This is a genomic window from Sphingomonas sp. NIBR02145, from assembly GCF_027359115.1.
GTDB lineage: Bacteria > Pseudomonadota > Alphaproteobacteria > Sphingomonadales > Sphingomonadaceae > Sphingomonas > Sphingomonas kyeonggiensis_A.
In genome coordinates, this window is sequence record NZ_CP114791.1 from 2,382,033 (window position 1) to 2,400,211 (window position 18,179).

Consider the following 18,179-nt stretch of genomic DNA (forward strand, 5'->3'; position numbering starts at 1 on the left):
ACACCACGGGAGAGAGTGATCCCGCGGCGGCCAGTGTTTCCTACCCGGTGCGTTGGAAACACTGGCATCCACAATCCCGAGTGTGGCCGATGTCTCCGCCTTCGCCTGGTCGAAGCGTTCGTGCCCTGGAGCCATCGCGCTTCAGGGCACGAACGCGTCCCCGCCCGCAACCATCACCTCGCCGCGCAGCCGGATGTCGTCGGAACCGCCACCGACCTGGAGAGAATAGGCACCCGGGCGCACCCGCCAGCGGTGCTCGGCTTCGTCCCATGTCGCGAAGGCGCGCGGATCTATCGTCAGCGAGACCCTGCGGCTCTCGCCCGGCGCGAGCGCGACTTTCGCGAAGGCACGCAATTGCCGAACCGGCTCGCCCTCGCCCCGCTCGGCGGGCGCAACATAGAGCTGGACGACTTCCTTGCCTCCGGGGCCGGCCTGATTGCGTAGCGTGAGCTGGACCTTGAGCGGCGCACCGCCCCTTAGCCGACGCGGTGCCTTGAGCGCCGAATAGCCGAAGCGCGAATAGGAAAGTCCGTGCCCGAACGCGAACAGCGGCGCGGTGCCCGCCGTGTCGAATTTGCGGTATCCGACGAGCAGGTCTTCGGAATAGTCGCTGCTGATCTTGGAGAGATCGGCGCGGTCGTCGGCATCCGAAGCGGGAAAGCTCACCGGAAGCTTGCCCGAGGGATTGACCCGGCCGGCAAGGATAGCGGCCAGCGCCTGCGCGCCTTCCTGGCCGGGGAACCAGAGCTGGAGGATCGCGGGCACCTGGTCGCGCCACGGCATCGTCACGGCGGCGCCGCTGTTGACCACCACTACCGTGCGCGGGTTCGCCGCGGCGACGGCGGCGACCAGCTTGTCCTGCTCGCCCGGGAGCGCAAGCGTCGGGCGGTCATAGCCTTCGCCCTCGGTCGTCGAGGAGGAACCGACTAGCACGATCGCGGCGTCGGCGGCGCGCGCTGCGGCCACGGCTTCGTCGAGCGAAGGCGAAGGCTCGCGGAGCCCGAAGGCGAGCGCCTCATAGGGCGTCTGGCCGGTCGCATAGTCGAGGCGGATGCGATAGCCGCGCCCGGCCTCCAGATCGAGCGCAACGGTGCGGCGGAGCACCGGGAAGCCGATCACGTCGCGCGCGTCCGGCACGCCCTTCACGCTCTTGTCGAGGATAGTCTTGCCGTCGAGAATTAGCGTCGCGGAGCCCGTGCCGCGGATGCTGAGCTCGTGGCGTCCGCTGCGGCGCGGCCACAGCCAGCCCTCCCAGCGGAGCGCGGCGTAGCCGATGACGCTGGCGCTCGCGACATTGCCGCTGATCCGCTTGATGAAGCGGGTCTCGCGGGCGCTGCGCACCGGCTCTCCGGCGAAGTCGGCTGCAGCGAAATAGCTGGCCTGCAGCCCGGAATCGGCATGGCCGGCATCGGGGCTGAACAGCGCAGCATCGGCCGCGGGAGGCGTTTCCTCATTGTCGACGCCTTGGGCATAAGTAATCCGTACGCCCGGATAGGCCGCGCGCAGCGCCGCGAGCGGCGACGCGATGGCGTCGAACGGCACGACTTCGGAGCTCCCGCCACCCTGCATCCGCGCGGAAGCGGCATTGGGACCGATCACCGCAAGCGTGCGGATGTCGGAGCCGAGCGGCAACACGGCCTGGTTCTTGAGCAGGACGATCGCTTCCTCCGCAGCAGCGCGCGCGACATCGGCATGATTGCGGGCCGGAGCCGGCGCCGAGGGTGCGCGATCCAGCACGCCGCTGCGCAGGATCATCCGCAGCACGCGCCGGGCGTTGTCGTCGATCTGCGCAAGCTTCACTTCGCCCGCATCGACTGCCTTGCGCAGCTTCGCGCCGAACTGCGCGGGCGGGCCCGGCATTTCGAGATCGAGCCCGGCATTGGCGGCCGGCGCCGTCGAATGCGTAGCGCCCCAATCGGATACGACCGCGCCGGGGAAGCCCCAGTCCTTCTTGAGTACGTCAGTGAGCAGCAGGCGGTTCTGCGACACATAGGTGCCGTTGACCTTGTTGTATGACGCCATCACCGACCAGGGATCGGCCTGCTTCACCACCGCTTCGAAGGCCGGGAAATAGAGCTCGCGCAGCGCGCGCTCCGAAACCCGCGCATCGACGAAGAAGCGATTGGTCTCCTGGTTGTTCGCGACGAAATGCTTGAGCGACACCCCGATACCTTCGCGCTGGACGCCGCCGACATAGCCGAGCGCGATCTGTGCCGTGAGATAGGGGTCCTCGGAATAGGTCTCGAAATTGCGGCCCCAGCGCGGCGTGCGCACGATGTTGACCGTCGGGGCGAGCAGCACCGAAGCACCGTCGGCACGGGCCTCCTCGGCGATCGCGCCGCCGACGTGCGCGGCAAGCGCTGGATTCCAGGTCGCGGCGATCGCGGCACCGACCGGGAACACGGTCGCGGGCTTGCCCTCGGGCGACCGCACGCCGGTCGGCCCGTCGGTCATCTTGATCCCGGGCACGCCGAGGCGCGGCACGCCGTTCGTCGTCATCGAGGAAGCACCGGCCAGCAGCGCGATCTTCTCGTCGAGCGTCATCCGCGCAATCAGATCGTCGACGCGCGCGTCCAGCGGCGCGGATAGGCGGCGATACACCGGCGCTTCCGCGTCCTGCGCCGACGCGGGCGCGAGCCCGGCGGCGGAAGGAACCGACAGCGTCATCACAAAAGCGATACTCAGGCCGCGCATCAGGGGATCTTCGCGAGATCGGCGGCGGTCTTTGCGAGCAGCTCGTCGGTGAGCTTGCCGCCCGAATATGGCTGGAGCTGCGTGAGGCTAAGGCCCTTGATCATCTCATATTGCGGAATCTCGAGCAGCCCGGGCAGATCGGCATTGAGAACGGCCTTCGCCGCTTCGTTGGCGGCGAGCGTCTCGATCGGCGTGTCGAGGGAATATTTCGGCGCGGCGGCCGGCGCCGGGCTCGCAGCAGGCGCGGCCTGGGGCGCAGTCTGCGGCAGCGCGGCCGCGGCGAGAGCCAGCAACATAATCATCATCGTATCTCCTGGGATTCGCCGGAAGCCGGCGGCGACGTTTCAAGACCCAGTTCGGCGACCATCGCCTCGCGGATCAGAAACTTCTGGATCTTGCCCGTGACCGTCGTCGGAAAGGCATCGACGAAGCGGATGTGGCGCGGAATCTTGTAGTGCGCGATGCGTCCCTGGCAGAAGGCGCGGACCGCCGCCTCGTCGCCCGCTGCCCCGAGGCGCAACCGGATCCAGGCGCAGAGTTCCTCGCCCATTCGCGCATCCGGCACACCGACCACCGCGACGTCCTCGATCGCGGGGTGGCTGAGCAGGAAATCCTCTATCTCGCGCGGATAGATGTTCTCGCCACCGCGGATCACGACATCCTTGATGCGGCCGACGATCCGGCCATAGCCCTCGGCATCGATGGTCGCGAGATCGCCGCTGTGCATCCAGCCGTCCGCATCGATCGCATCGGCGGTGCGCTCGCGATCGTTCCAGTAACCGAGCATCACCGAATAACCGCGTGTGCACAATTCGCCGGGACGGCCGGCGGTAAGCGTCGCGCCGTCGCCATCGATCACCTTGCATTCGAGATGCGGCAGCACGCGCCCGATCGAATCCACGCGCCGATCGAGGCTGTCACCCAGCCCGGTCTGGAAGCTCACCGGGCTCGTCTCAGTCATCCCATAGCCGATCGTCACGTCGCGCATGTGCAGCCGCGCGATCACGTCGCGCATCAGCGGCTCAGGGCACACCGCGCCCGCCATGCATCCAGTCCGCAGCGAAGTGAGGTCGAAGCGGGCGAATTCGGGATGCGCCAGCACCGCGATGAACATCGTCGGCACGCCGTACAGCGCAGTGCAGCGTTCGGCTTCGACGGCTGCGAGCACTGCGCCCGGATCGAACGCCGCCGCGGGATAGACCATCGCCGCGCCGTGCGTGATGCTGGCCAGATTGCCCATAACCATGCCGAAGCAATGGTAGAGCGGCACGGGGATGCAGATGCGGTCTTCGGGGCCCAGCGCCATGCCGCGGCCGACGAAATAGCCGTTGTTCAGGATGTTGCGATGCGAGAGCGTCGCGCCCTTGGGCAGGCCGGTGGTCCCGCTGGTGAACTGGATGTTGATCGGATCGACCGGATCGAGCCTGGCGGCCAGCCGATCGAGCTCGATCCGCGCACCGGGGCGCATCGCCGCGATCTCGTCGAACGCCAGCCAGCCGGGGCGCGGACCGCCGCCGATCCGGATCGCCGCCCGCAGCGTCGGCAGCCGCGCCGCGACCAGCCGGCCCGGCTCGCTCTCCGCGAGCTCCGGTGCCAGCGCCTCGATCATCTCGAGATAGGCGCTGGTCTTGAAGCGCTCGGCCGCCACCAGCGCCTTGAGGCCGACGAGGTTGATCGTGAATTCGGCTTCGGAAAGCTGATAGGCAGGGTTGATCGTCACGAGGATAAGCCCCGCACGCGCCGCGGCGAACTGCGTGAGCGCCCATTCGGCGCAATTGGGCGACCAGATGCCGATCCGGTCCCCCGGCTCGAGCCCCAGCGCGAGCAGCCCCGCCGCGAGCGAATCCGCGCGCGCAAGCAGCTCGGCGAAGCTCCAGCGAACGCCCTGCGCGACCGACACTAGCGCATCGCGACCGCCCCAGCGCTCCGCGGCGTGCACCAGCGCCTCGCCGATGGTGATGTCGAGCAGCGGAGGCGTATCCGCCCCCGTGACATGGCTGAGCGCGTGCGCGGTCATGGCTTGCCCGGCGCGGTGCAGGTGAAGTTGGCCGCGTCGTCGGTGGATCCCGTGCCGCTCCAGCGCGCGACCTTGGGATAGGCGCATAGCGGGCGGGTGCGAACCGGCTTCGCCGGGAAGCCGAGATAGCCGAACAGGTCGTTGTCGAACTTGGTCGCCATGATCCGCTCGGGGGCTGCGCCGCCCTGGTGCCAGGCGTCGATCGTTCCGAGCGCGTCGAACACATTGGGGCCTGGCCCGGCGAGGCAGTGCGACACGCCCGGCATCATGAAGAGCCGCGCGGAATCGCGGGCCGCGCGGTTTGTCCGCTGCACCCGCGTGAAATAGTCGATCGTGTTCTCAGGCGCGATCGCCGCGTCCTGCCAGCCGTGATACATCAGCAGCTTGCCGCCCCGGCCGAAGAAACTCCGAAGATCGGGATTATCGGCGTCGAGGTTCGCGCCCTGAAGCCGCTTCGCCAGTGCATAATCGCGCGCCAGATCGAAGCGCGCCAGGTCCCAGGACGGATCCGAATGGACCATGTAGCGCATGAAGTCGGTCGAGAAACGACCGTGCTGCGCGTTCGGCCCGGTAAGCCACAGATCCCAGGTGCCCGGCACCGCCTCGGCACCGGGCATATACCCCGGATAGAAGGGCTTGCCGTCCGCCGTCCGCACGCCGCGATAGAGCGCGCGCGCCGTCTGAACCTGCGGCGCGGTGAGGCAGCTAGGCGCGTCGCCGGCCTTGCACAGGAGCACACCCGGATCGAAGCGGCACGTGCGCGGATCGTCGATTACCCCGTCGGCCACGCCGTCCTTCGCGTCGCACTGCGCGAGCGCCGCGTTCTGGAGCAGCGTGAGCTTGGCGTTGGGGATCACCGCGTCGGGCCGCGCGAAGGCGATGCGGGCGTCGGCGGCGAACGCGCTGGTCATCCGCGTCCAGGGTATCGCCGGCGCACCGGCGACGATCGCGTCATAATCCTCCGGGAAGCGCTGCGCTTCCATCAGCGCTTCGCGGCCGCCATCGGAGCAACCGTGGAAATAGCTCGCCGCTAGCGGCCGGGGATAATAGGCCGCCACCACGCGCTTCGCCGCCTCGGCGCCCAGATGGTTCGCGCGCCAGCCGAAATCGCGGATCTTCTCGGGAGCATTCAGGGCCCATTTTCCGTCGACGTCGCCGCTGCCGACATGCCCCATGTCGGTGCCGACCGCGGCATAGCCGCGTGCGACGCCGCCGCGCATCGTGAGCGAAGGGATCATCAGGCTGCCGCCAAAGCCGCCATTGCCCGCACCGAGCAGCTTGCCGTTCCACGCCGCGAGCTCGGGCAGCCACACCTCCACCTTGATCGACGAACCGGGAACCGGCGTGAGCACCGCCTGCACGCGGCAGAAGGGCGCCGCGGCGGGAAGCCCGGGCTTCCCGGGCTCGGTATCGATCGTCGTCCCCTTGCCGACGGGAGTCGCGGAAACGACACTACCGTTGCCCAGCGCCAGCCCGGCGAGCGCCGCGCAGCCCTCGCCCGAGCGAGCGGGTGCCGGAGACAGTCTCCTGCCTTCGGCTGCACCGGTGACGACCAGCGCCAGCATGCCGGCGGAGAGCAGGTGGATCGACTTCATTTGCGCAGCATCCCCAGCGATTCGAGCCAGTCGCGCATCCGCGCGGTCCATTGATCGACAGACTTGCCCTTGCGCTCCATGCCGAAGCCATGGCCGCCATCGGGATAGGTCACGAGCTCCGACCTGCCCCCCGCGGCGCGCCAGGCGGCGTCCAGCCTGGCACTGTCGTTCCGCGAGAGCTTGTCATCGTCGGCGACGAGCACGAAGAGCGGCGGCGCATGCGCCGGCACCGCGATCGGATCGGGGAGCAGTCCGGGGTAGATCGCCGCGGCAAAGTCGGGACGGCTGTCGCGGTGGCCGGCAGCGAGCGTCCATACCGTCACCGCCCCGCCGGCGGAGAAGCCCATCAGCCCGATCCGATCCGGCTTGATGCCATATTGCCCGGCATGCGCGCGGACGAAGCGCACTGCCTGCTCGCCATCCGCCGTCGCAAGCGGCCGCAGCGGTGCGACAGCGTCGGCAAGCTCGGGCAGATGCGTCAATCGCCGAATGAACTGCCCGGTGAAATCGTCGCCGGTCTGCAACAACCGGTAGCGCAGCACGAAGGCGGTCACGCCCATGCCATTGAGCCACTTCGCCACGGCGGTGCCTTCGTTCTCGATCGAAAGCAGGTGGAAGCCGCCGCCCGGAGCGACGATCACGGCAGTGCCGTTCGCGATTGCCGGATCGGGGCGATAGACGGTGAGCGTCGCATCGCTGACATTGCGAACGATCGTGCCGAACGGAAAACGCGTCTCGGTCACTTCGGGACGGGATGGCGCCTGCGGCGGCGGTGCAGACCAGATGCGCCGGGCACCCGGATCCTGCGGCAGCACATGCGGAGCGCAGCCCATCGTCAGCAGGGCAAGCATGGCGCCCCATCGCAACTTCTTCGCCATCGTCATTGCCCTGCCTCCCGTGCGGCGGCGATCGCGGCGAGCGACGGGCTGCCGGCCTCCGCCATCGCTGCGGATGCGCCGATCGCGAGCAGGCGCGGCGCGGTGCCGTTCAGGCGATCCCAGCGCGGCAGGCCCTTGCCGTTAGGGTCGCCGGTAGCCGCGAAGCCGGCCCAATAGTCCGCGATCCGCGCCGCCACCGCCGCATCGACGGCGCTCGGCTTCGCATCGCCGTTCGCGAGATTGTCGAACTGGAAGATCACGTCGGTCGCATGGCCCGCGCCGATGCCTTCCTTGCGCTTGGCCTCGGCGACATAGCCGAAGCGATAGAGCCAGGTCGGCGCGCCCGTCGCCGCGTGCCAACGCGCCATCGCGAGAGCCGGCTCGGTGAACATCGCGTCGCCGGCCAGATAGCGCGTGGCCTTCTCAGGCGAGGCATAGCTCGCCTTGACCGCATCGGCGCCCTTGCCCAACGCCGCGAGCACCGGACCATTGACCATCGGCAGCAATCCCACGGGGACAAAGCCCAGCTCGTCGTCATTGTTGCCGATGATCAGCGGCACCCTGGCCTCGCGCCCCGCCGCGAAGACGCGCGCGGCGTCTTGGGGCACGATATCGCCATCGGTGATCGGCCCCGAATAGCGCGCATCCTCCTTGTTGAGCATGTTGATGCCGCCAAGCACCGCCGGCGCGGGCAACGCACGCAGGCTCGCAGCATCGCCAGCGCCGGCTGCGGCCGCAAAGGCGCTGCCCTTGGCCTCCGCCTCGGACGGGACGGGCCAATGATCGCGCCCGCCACCCGAGGCGCTGATCGCCCGGGCGAACAGCCCGCGAGCCGCCGGGGACGCCATCAGCCGCAGCACCGATTCTCCGCCCGCGGATTCGCCGAAGACCGTGACTTTCGCGGGATCACCGCCAAAGCCCGTAATGTTGCGCTTCACCCATGTCAGCGCGGCGATCTGGTCCATGAGGCCGTAATTGCCACCGCTGCCCTCAGCGGTGAGCGCAGGGTGTGCGAAGAAGCCGAAACGGCCGAGCCTGTAGTTGAAGCTCACCACCACGACGCCGCGCGCCGCCAGCCGCACGCCATCGGTCTCGGCAAGCGAACCCGATCCGCTGACGAAGCCGCCGCCATGGATCCACACCATTACCGGCAGCTTCTCCCCGGCAGCGGCGTTCGGCGTCCAGACGTTGAGGAACAGGCAGTCCTCGCTCGTCGGCTGGCCGCTCGTCGTGACGCCGGGCATCGCATTCTGCATGCAATCATTTCCGGCCCGGCTCGCGTCGCGCGGCGCGGTCCAAGGCACGGTCGGCGCGGGCGGACGCCAGCGCAGGTCGCCGACCGGCGGCGCGGCATAGGGAATCCCCCGAAACGCCATGATCCCCTCGGCGCTGACGCCACGCACCGGCCCCGCCTCGGTCCGCACCTGCTGCGCCACGGCGGGCATCGCAACGAACAGCAATGCGCCTGCGGCCAATATCCGGATCATCGCCTGCCTCCCGTCTGAAATACGAAGCTGCCGGCGCCGGTGCGATAGACCGCATAACCGGCCTCATCGCGCACCCGCGAGGCGTCCGCTGGCGCCGTGATCGCGCCGAAGCCGAGCGGCACCCAGATCTCGCCAAGCGCATTGGCGGGGACCTCGGCGGTCAGCGTCAGCCGTCCCGCCTCCACGCGCCAGCGTGACGCGGCGCGACCCTGAACGGTCTCCATCACTGCCTCGGCGCTCGCCAGCCCCGCGGGGATCGCAGGCTTCACCAGCACCGTCTTGTAGCCCGGCGCGCCCGGCCTCAGCCCCGCGAGCCGCTGGCGCATCCAATCGGCAATCGACGCGAAATAATGATGGTCGCGCGAGCGGCTGGCGAGGCTCCAGCTCTCGAACATCGTCGAGTGGCCGTTGACGATCCACCAACCCCAGCCGGGCTCGTCCGTGCGCGTCGCCAGCCTGTAGGCAAGGTCGGCATGGCCATGGTCGCTCAGCACATCGAGCAGGTGACGCGTGCCGAACACACCGGTGCGCAGCCCCTGTTTCTCGACATCGCGCGCGATCGTGTCGGCGACGCCCTGCGCACGCCCCTCGGGCGCCATGCCGAAGGCTAGCGCGAGCACATTCTGCACCTGAAGCGGCGGTCCCGCCACGCCCTTGGCGTCGATGGTGCGGTACCAGCCGTTCGCGGCATCCCAGTAGCGGGCATTATAGGCCGTCCGGATGGCGTCGGCGAGCGCGCGATATCGGGCCGCATCCTCCTCGGCACCGATCACGGCAGAGGACCTGGCGAGCAGGTCGGCCTCATGGAAGAAATAGGCCGTCGTCACCGCATCGACGCCGCCGCCGCGCGAATTGAAGAAGTCCAGGCTTCCCGGCGGCAGCCATTCGCTGAGCCCCTTGGCGCGGAAGAAATCAGGCGCCCGGATGAAGGTCGCGGTATAATCGACCAGCCGCCGCTGCATCGCATGGCTGCGCGCCAGGATGCGCGTGTCGCCGTCGGTGACGTAGAGCTCCCAGGGGAGGATCAGCGCCGCTGCGTCCCAGGGCGTGGTCGGTCCCCACATCAGGTTCCAGCCCGGCGTGTCCTCATAGCCGTAATAGGGCGTGGCGGGCACGATCTCGGGGATCTCGCCCTTGTCCGACTGGGCATCGCCGAAATCGTCAAGCCATTTGGTCCATACGCGCGCGATGTCGAGGCTGCGAGCCGCGGCTCCCGCCGACGCCTGGGCGTCGCCCGTCCAGCCATTCTTCTCATAGGTCGGCGTGTCGGTCTGGAAACCGTGGAGATTGTTGAGGATCGTCGCGGTGGCGGCGGCGTCGATCTTGCCCAGCAACGGGTCGGCGCTGGCGAAGCTGCCGATCCGCGCGACGTTCGAATGCACCACGCGCGCACGGAGTGCGCCATCGCCCGGGGTGCCCGGATAGCCCCCGACCTGGACGTACCGGAAGCCGCGATAGCCGAAACTCGGCTCCCAACGCTCAAGCCCCCTGCCTGCCAGCGTATAACGATCGGTCTGCAGCTGGGCATCGATCAGCCCCGATGCAGGCACCACCTGCCCGTCGTCGCCGAGCCGCTCGCTCGCCACCATCGAGACGGTTGCGCCCCGCGCGCCCCGCACCTCGAGCACCGGCCAGCCGGCGACGATCCGCCCGAAGTCATAAACCCATACGCCCGGCGTCGGCTGCGTGACCGTGACCGGCGCGATCGTCTCGACCGGCGCGATCGGCTCGGAATTCGCGGCCACCAGCTTGCCCGCGGGTCCGGCGACCAGGCGCGCGGCCTGCCAGCCCGGCCCGGTGCCGGCGCGATCCCAGCCGTCAGGCAACAGCCGTGCGTCGTAGCGTTCGCCGCGGTGGATCGAATCTCCCAGCGTCGGCCCCGAGCGCGTCTGCCAGCCCGGGCCGCTGGCGACCGTCTGGCGGGAGCCGTCGGCATAATCGATCTCGAGCTGAACCTTGAGCGCGGGCTCCGCATGCCAGGGTGCCGCGTGGAAATACCATTCGTTGGGATCGCTGAGCCCGTACCATCCGCGGCCCAGCTCGGCCCCGATCACATTCTGCCCGGCACGCAGGAGGCTGGTGACGTCGGCGGTGTATGCCAGCACACGCTTATCATAGGCCGTAAAACCGGCCCCCAGCGGCGAACCCACCGCGGCCCCGTTCAGCGTGATCCGCGGCATCCCGCCCGCGGAATAATAGAGCCGGGCCCGAATGGCCTTCTTGCCGGGCGTGAGCCGGAACGCATGGCGTACCAGCGGCGCCGGCGCTTCGATCGGCAGCACCAGATCGATGTTCGGGACGCCGCTTGCAACCACCAGCCCCTGCGACGAGACGCTGCCGCCGGTGAAGGGATTGTCGTTGCGTGCGAAATCGGTCGAGATCGCGGGACTGTCGCTTCCCGATACCGCGACGGCGTGGATCACGGCGGCCCGCGCTTCCTTTGCGCTGAACCCGATTGTGCCGTGGCTATGCGTCGCATCTTCGAGCGTATCGGCGACCACGCCGTCCAGGCTGGTGACGATGCGCGTACCCGCCGCCTGAATGCGCAGCCGGTGCCGCACACCCTTGAGCGGCTTCGCCAGCGGCACGCGCTTCAGCTGTACGGTCTTCGCGGCCGAGCTGGTTCCGCCCGGATAGGTACGCAGGCTCTCGATCAGCTCGGCCCCGTCCTTGCCCTCGCGCAAGGTCCAGACATAGGCATCACCGAAGGTCTTGCCGTGCGGCAGCGCCCGGAACAGCACGTCGACGGCGCTGCCGGTGAGCGTCAGGTCGGCTTCGAGTGTGACGTCGCGCCAGTCATGGTCGCGGCGATCGGGCCCGGAAATCCAGCGCGCACTCCAGTCCGCCGGGGCGAGCAGCCCCATCTCCCACCAACCGGGCGTGCTCCACTCCGTTGCGCGGCCATTGCCGTCCCAGGCCTGCACCTGCCACCAATAGCGCCGGCGCGCCTCGAGCCTCGGACCGGCATAGGCGATCTGGACATTGGCGTCGGAAGCGACCTTGCCGCTGTCCCATACATATGGGCCGGTCTTCAACGCGGCGGGAGACGCTGCCACCCGGATGCGATAGCCAGTCTGGCGCGCCACCGGCGAATGCCAGGCGAGCCGTGGCGCCGGTGAGTCGAGCCCCAGCGGCGCCTCGGTATATTCGACTTTCAGCTTCCACGGATCGGGGCCCTGGCGACCGAGACCCGCCGTTGCCGGCATCGCGAGCACCAGTCCCGCCAGCAACGGCAGGAGACGGCGGCACCACCGCGCACTGCCTTCACGTCCCCCACTCGATACGCGCATCGACGACAACTTCCGCTCCCTAGAACTTCGTCCGGATGCCAAAGGCGAACAGCCGCCCCAGCGTGCCACCATTGGTGTAACCCGGCGCGCTGTTCAGGAACGGCGGATCCTGATCGAACACATTATCGACATTCAGCGTCAGCGATGTGTTCTTGATCAGATTGCCGAGGTCATAGGAGAAGAACAGGTCTACAGTGTCGAACGCCGAGACGCGCGTCTGCGGAAGCACGCCGCCCAGCGGGAAGCCGCTGCGATGGTTGAGCGTCGCCTGACCGGTAAATCCTCCGACCTTGCCGCCCAGCCCCGCCGTGAAGGCCAGGCGCCCGGTGCCATTCTTCAGATCGTCGCTGAACGGGCCGCCCTTGATCGTCTGGGGCCTGCGGCCGAGCGTGTACGTCCCCGCGAAACTCGCGTTCAGCGAACCGAACGACGTCGAGTGGACATAGGCGAGATTGAAGTCGATCCCGTCGGTATGCACCGCACCCAGGTTGGCGCGCGTCGCCAGGAACAGCACATAGGGAGAACTGGCCGCGTAGAGTGCGGCAAGGCTCGGCACGCCGTCGATACGCAAGCTGCCGGCCGCGGCCGTCGCCTGCGCGAGCGTGGGGTTGAGGATGTAGAAGCTTGAATAATTAGGGTCGGCGAAGAGCACCGGCGACGTGAACGGTGGCACTGCGATCGCATCGGTGAAGCGGACGTTGAAATAGGTCGCGCTCAGCACCAGCCCGGGCGCGAAGTCGGGCTTGAAGTCGAAACCCAGCGACCAGGTGTCGGCTTTCTCGGGCTTCAGGTTGGCGTTACCGCCCGCAATTGCGATCGTAGGACGCAGGATGTCGAACGGGGAGCTGTTCGCCGCACGGAACGGGCTGAACGGAATCACCTGCACGCGCGAGTCGACCGAATTGCCGAGATCGGCAAGGCTCGGCGCATGGAACGACGTTCCGTAGTTGCCGCGCAGGGTGAGCGAACGGACCGGACGATAGGTGATGCCGATCTTGGGATTGGTCGTCCCACCCACGTCGCTATAATCGTCATAGCGTGCCGATCCGGAGATCTCGAGGCTGTAGAGTCCCGGCGACCGATTGCCTTCGCCGACGAGCGGCACGAGCAGCTCGCCGAACACCGACTTGACGTCGCGCTCGGCAAAGGAACTGCCGCCCGTGATCGCGGCTATGGGGCCGCTTCCGGTGAAGGACCGGATGTTCTCATAGTGATATTCGGCGCCTGCCGCGAGGCGAACTTCGCCACCCGCCAGAGCGAACAACGGGCCATCGACCACGGCCCGGCCTTCGGCGAGCTCCTGCGTCGCCTGGCCGTAGTTGACGAAGTCGTTGATCCTCGCGAGCACGCTCGGCGACGTCGCGGACAGATTATAGGGATTCAGCGCCGTCGCCGTGGTCGTCCCACCCAGCGCCGCGGTCACCGCGCTCGCATTGATCGCATCCTCGGTCGTCTTATTCTCGCTACGCCCCAGATTGGCGCGCGTACGCAGCTGCCAGCCCCCGCCGAGGTCGAACTCCATCGAAGGCGTAATGCCATAGGAGGAGAAGCGCGCCGGGCTGACGTTGCTCGGCCCGAACACCGAATCGAACGACATCGCCACGGTCTGGGAGAGTTCGGTGCCGATCCGCGAGAAATAGGGGTTGAGGATCGTGATCGTATCGCTCTGCGTCGATTGCGCGCTGCGCGTCACGGTATCGCGCTGCGACCAGTAGCCGGTCAGCGAGAAATGGACCACATCGCTCAATTCCTGCGTCAGCCCGGCGAACACGCTGTGCCGCTTCTCGCGCGGGACGATGTCGGCATAATCGGTCTGGTCGCAGCGGTTGATCGTGCCCGGCACCTTGCCCGGCAGCGCATAGGGAATGCCGCCGATCAGGACATTGGCGGGCGTGCAGGCCGTGCCGCGGTTGTCATTGCCGCCACCCGCGCGATTGTCCGCCGTCACATAGTCGCGGTCGATGCCAAGAATATTGTTGTGCCAGGCATAGGCATAGGAGACGAAGATCGATCCAGATCCCCAGTCCCTGCCCGCGATCACGCTGCCGTCGAACGACTTATAGTCGTCCGCTATTCCGTAGCGCGCATTGATGCCGATGCCGTTGTAGCGCTTGCGCGTGATGAAATTGATCACGCCCCCGATCGCGTCCGATCCATAGATCGACGAGCCGCCGTCGGGAATGATCTCGACCCGCTCGATCACATCGGGCGGGATGATCGAGGGATCCACCGACGTCTGGAGCACGCCCGCGCCCACCAGGCGGTGGCCGTTCATCAGCACCAGCGTGGTCGATCCTCCCGACGCGCCGAGATTCCGGATGTTGGGGCGTACGATCGGCAGGGCATAGCTGCCGGTGCCGATCGGTACTGTCCCGAAATTGCCCACCTGCGGAATCTGCGCGAGCAGATCGTTGGTCGAGACGGCGCCCGTCGCCACCACCGCCTCACGATCAACGCCGATGACATTGGTCCCGACCGGAGCAACACCGCGGATCAGCGTTCCGGTGACCACGATGTCGCCACCCCCGCTGCCGTCCGCCGCGGCGTCCTGCGGCGACTTGCCGACCTGTGCGACAGGCTCCGCTGGAGGCGCGCTGTCCTGCGCATATGCGACGCTGCCCCCGCCCAGTATCCAGGCGATCACCGCCGCCGACACGCCGAGGCGCAGCAAATGAAATCCCGCGGCACCGCGGCCCGCAACTTGTCCGTTCATCCCATCCTCCCCGATGGCCGGATTCCCGGCTCGTTTCGGTTGGAGAGGCGCAAGGCGCCACCCCGGTCGTGCCCCGCTTCTTTGAGGCGGTTTGCACTATTCAGGGTTACGACCTCCGGGCCGATGCGTCAATATTTTTAAAAATATGTACTGTTAATGAGTTGACGCTCTGCCGGCAGCGGCAATCTCGTCGCGAAATGCACTTCGCGCGGCGGAGAGTTGCGCAATCGGGCTGCCTGTTGAAAGCGCGCGGATCTGCTTTCCGATGAACACTGCCTGCATCCGCAGCGCGTCGAAAGCGGCGACATCCTGATTGAGTTGCTCGAGCTGGCGACGCCATGCCTTTGCCTGGTCGGCGATCACGCTCCACACGGCCGAGCGCAGGTCCAGCCGCCGCGCCGACTCGACGCCGATTGAATAGATCGCGATCGCGGCGCGGCCGTGCTGCGTCACTTCGCGGACGAAAACGGCGGCAGTCAGGTCGGCGAGTCCGTCGAGTGTCAGTCCTGCGCCCCCTGCCGAGCCGACCATGTCACGGTAGCGGTGCTTGGAGCGTGCGAACAACTCGGCTTCCGCGGCCTTCAGCAGGCCGTCGATCGACCCGAAATGATATGCCGGCGCCGCAATGGTAAGACCGCATTCCTGCGCCACGGCCTTGTAGGTGACGGCGCCCGCACCGTTCGCCACGAGCAGCGCGATCGCACCCTCCAGGATGCGCTCACGCGTTTCACGCGCCTTGGGCGTTCGCCGTGCAGGCGGGGACGGCCCGGCCTCGGGCGCGGAATCGCGCGGTGCCCAATGGATGACGGGATCGGCGCCTGCGGCGAAAACCGCGGCGACCTGCTCGGGCTTGAGCTCGAGCGGCAGCGTGATGAACAACAGGCCGATGGCGGTGTCGATGCCGGACACGACCGCCTCATCGCTCAACTCGCCGTACATGGCACGCGCCAGATCGCTCCACGCCTCGAACAGCTTGCCGAACCATTCGTCTGCGATCGCATGGCCTTCTGCAGTACGCGCGGCCTCAAGGATGATCTCGCACCACGCGAGCGCCAGCCGCCGATATCGGCCGGAAGCGTTGGTCAGCAGCTTGGTGACGAAGCCCGCAAGATCGGGCGCCCTGCCCTTGCCACGGCGCTGCCGCAGGGCCGCACGACGGAAAGATTCGACATAGCCATCGAGCAAGCGCCGGGAAGCATCGGCGATCATCTCGCCCTTGGTGGCATAATGATAGGTCGTCGCGGCAAGCGACACTCCGGCCGCCGCGGCAACCAGGCGATGCGTCACGCGGCTCGAACCCGCTTCGGCGAGCAAGGTGATGACGGCATCGGCGATCCGGGCTTTGGTCCGTGCCGCGCGCGCGGGGGATCCGGGCTGTCGCCGCTCTCGCACCGACCCGTCGGTCGCCATGCGTTCGCTCGATCCAACGTTCTTCGGCATCACCAAACCATATTCCTTAGCGCTACAGGGGCACTAGTCTTCGCGACGCTCCAACGATGCGCGGCACCGCGCCATCAGCACTCCCTCGAGAAGAAGGCCGCAAATCACCTACGCCATTCAGGCGGCATGTTTTAAACAATTGTACAATGAATGCCACCCGAGGCCAGGCGCGAGCGCCACCGCTCCATTTCGCAACCGACGGGCTCTTCGGCCACATCAACGAAATGCGCTCCCGGTGCCGATACGCATGCCGGGATCGCAGCAGTGACGGGAGGACCGTCGCGGTCCACCGGGTGGCAAAACATACGTCGCGACGACAGCCGGGCCGAGCGATTCAGCCGGCGCAAAACCCGAGGCAAATGGCCGAGATTTTACGGAAAGAGGCGCGGCATGACCGCCCTCTGCACGCAAAATCTATGCATATGTGTTGATTGCACTGGCTGGGGCGGCAGGATTCGAACCTGCGAATGACGGTACCAAAAGCCGAAGCCACACCATCCCAACAATCCGAAAACCGCAGAATTCTGCGACCCCACAAGCATACCTGGTTCAATTCCGCGGACCTAGAAAAAATGGGATACAAACCAGGATACAAACGGGCGGTTTCATGATTGGATCACGGTTCGAAATTAATGCGCCAGACCGCCGCAGATAGACTGTACGCGGACACCAATTCACGACATCTGAAACGCGTTGGCCGCAATCTAGGGAGGTCTGCCCGTCGGCGAGCATGTGACAACGGCTGTTGGCTGCGTACGATTTCACAAATAGGGTTGCCGTGCACTTGCCCGTTCGCGCAATATTCTGCGACCGCATCGGACATTTTCAGGAGTAGCCATGAATATTGGCCTTGGGTCCTCCGCACTGGCAATCGCTTTGGCATTAGCACCAGCCGCCCCGCTCCGAATGCAAGGCATTGGCTATCGCCCCGCAAATCTATGGGGCGGATATAGTGAGAAGGAGATCCGGCCAGGTGTCTTCAGGGTTACCGCTCGGTACAACACGGTGTCCGGCGGTGTCGTCATGGCGACGGCCGCAGCCAACTACCGCTCAGCCGAATTGATGAAGCAGCGCGGCTTCGCGTTCATGCGCGTACTCAAATACGGCGGGTTCGAGCTGGGAAGCCCAACGGGAGCGCTACAAAGTTATGGCCAGGGGCCCGGTTACGCGCATTTGCTCGTGCGTGGCGCAGCCGGCCCCGATGACCGAACCGGATGCGAGATGAACCGCGCGGATCGGTGCGAAACGCTCTCAGTAGACGTGGTGCTGGAGAAATGGCGCCCGTTCATACGCAAGTGACACAGCCCCTATCTCGAGTGAGATCGCCTCAGGGCCATGCGGGCGCAATGCCCCCTCCATCAAATGCTGAGGCTGGTTTGCAAGACAGCGACAGAAGAACCATTATGACGCAGAAAGAGCTGAGGAATGACTTTGTCCTGGAAACGACACTTGTGCTCAGCTCGCCATATGAGATGATTCATCACTGTCATTATCCGGGACAATTGACGTGAAGAGCACCTTGGCTTTGCTCGCCGTTACTCTTTCGGGCTGTCTCTCGGCACCGATAAGCAACGCCTCGATCGATGGCATGAGAACCCCATCCATCCGCCCACTTCCGACGAAAGGCACGCCCATGCCCCACGAGTCCGATCTCAAGATTCTCACCCTCTTCGACCTATTCGTTCAATCATCTCCACCGACACGAAAAGCGATAGAGGAAAAACTGGGACAGGAGTTCTCTCGATCGGGCGGGCAGGATGCGCCCTTTGTCATTGGCAACGCGCATCTGGAGGAAACAGAGCTCTCGGATGTGACGCTCATCGAAGGCGGCAAGGCTACGGTTGCGAGACTCTCCGCCGATATCGGGGGAACCTGCATTTCCAGCGAAACCATTCTCGCACGCTATGGCTTCGACTCGGTACGTACCCCCAGTGGCCATTCAAGCGCAGAACTGACCTATTGGCGACGTAACACCAAAGGGGGTCAGGTCAGCTTCGGCTTCGATCAGGGCGCAGCCAACTGCCTGAAGAGCATCGTGTTCGACGCATCCTCCTGATCGCTTCTT

The 18,179-nt window shown here is 66.6% G+C and carries 11 protein-coding genes; 2 read left to right on the top strand and 9 right to left on the bottom strand.

Going from position 1 to position 18,179, the window contains the following annotated elements:
* Positions 1 to 141: 141 nt before the first annotated feature.
* From O3305_RS10410 to O3305_RS10450, 9 genes are all read right to left on the bottom strand, one after another.
* Positions 142 to 2,694, bottom strand: a complete 2,553-nt coding sequence (locus tag O3305_RS10410) for a glycoside hydrolase family 3 C-terminal domain-containing protein (RefSeq protein WP_269576330.1) — start codon at positions 2,692 to 2,694, stop codon at positions 142 to 144.
* On the bottom strand, positions 2,694 to 2,999 hold the full coding sequence (locus tag O3305_RS10415) for a hypothetical protein (RefSeq protein ID WP_269576331.1): 306 nt from the start codon (positions 2,997 to 2,999) through the stop codon (positions 2,694 to 2,696). Before O3305_RS10415 ends, O3305_RS10410 begins: the two co-directional genes overlap by 1 nt.
* Positions 2,996 to 4,711: an AMP-binding protein gene (locus O3305_RS10420; protein ID WP_269576332.1), complete on the bottom strand. Its 1,716-nt coding sequence runs from the start codon at positions 4,709 to 4,711 to the stop codon at positions 2,996 to 2,998. The genes O3305_RS10415 and O3305_RS10420 overlap by 4 nt, the downstream gene beginning before the upstream one ends.
* Complete coding sequence (locus tag O3305_RS10425; RefSeq protein WP_269576333.1) at positions 4,708 to 6,306, bottom strand: tannase/feruloyl esterase family alpha/beta hydrolase; 1,599 nt, start codon at positions 6,304 to 6,306, stop codon at positions 4,708 to 4,710. Before O3305_RS10425 ends, O3305_RS10420 begins: the two co-directional genes overlap by 4 nt.
* On the bottom strand, positions 6,303 to 7,190 hold the full coding sequence (locus O3305_RS10430; RefSeq protein ID WP_269576334.1) for an alpha/beta hydrolase: 888 nt from the start codon (positions 7,188 to 7,190) through the stop codon (positions 6,303 to 6,305). The genes O3305_RS10425 and O3305_RS10430 overlap by 4 nt, the downstream gene beginning before the upstream one ends.
* Positions 7,187 to 8,671, bottom strand: coding sequence for a carboxylesterase/lipase family protein (locus tag O3305_RS10435; protein ID WP_269576335.1), 1,485 nt, complete (start codon positions 8,669 to 8,671; stop codon positions 7,187 to 7,189). The genes O3305_RS10430 and O3305_RS10435 overlap by 4 nt, the downstream gene beginning before the upstream one ends.
* A complete protein-coding gene (locus tag O3305_RS10440; protein WP_269576336.1) occupies positions 8,668 to 11,901 on the bottom strand; it encodes an alpha-L-rhamnosidase in 3,234 nt (1,077 codons plus the stop codon). Before O3305_RS10440 ends, O3305_RS10435 begins: the two co-directional genes overlap by 4 nt.
* A gap of 79 nt (positions 11,902 to 11,980) precedes the next feature.
* The gene (locus O3305_RS10445; protein ID WP_269576337.1) at positions 11,981 to 14,674 is read right to left on the bottom strand and encodes a TonB-dependent receptor domain-containing protein; all 2,694 of its coding nucleotides are present in this window, start codon (positions 14,672 to 14,674) and stop codon (positions 11,981 to 11,983) included.
* Positions 14,675 to 14,827: 153 nt separating this feature from the next.
* A complete protein-coding gene (locus O3305_RS10450) occupies positions 14,828 to 16,114 on the bottom strand; it encodes a TetR/AcrR family transcriptional regulator (protein WP_269576338.1) in 1,287 nt (428 codons plus the stop codon).
* An 837-nt stretch (positions 16,115 to 16,951) separates the two neighbouring features.
* On the opposite strand from O3305_RS10450, the gene O3305_RS10455 reads away from it, so the two are divergent.
* Both O3305_RS10455 and O3305_RS10460 read left to right on the top strand, forming a co-directional pair.
* Positions 16,952 to 17,413 carry a hypothetical protein gene (locus tag O3305_RS10455; RefSeq protein ID WP_269576339.1) on the top strand — a complete coding sequence of 154 codons (462 nt, stop codon included), beginning with the start codon at positions 16,952 to 16,954 and terminating at the stop codon, positions 17,411 to 17,413.
* 208 nt (positions 17,414 to 17,621) lie between these two features.
* Positions 17,622 to 18,170, top strand: a complete 549-nt coding sequence (locus O3305_RS10460) for a hypothetical protein (RefSeq protein ID WP_269576340.1) — start codon at positions 17,622 to 17,624, stop codon at positions 18,168 to 18,170.
* The last annotated feature ends 9 nt before the right edge of the window (positions 18,171 to 18,179 follow it).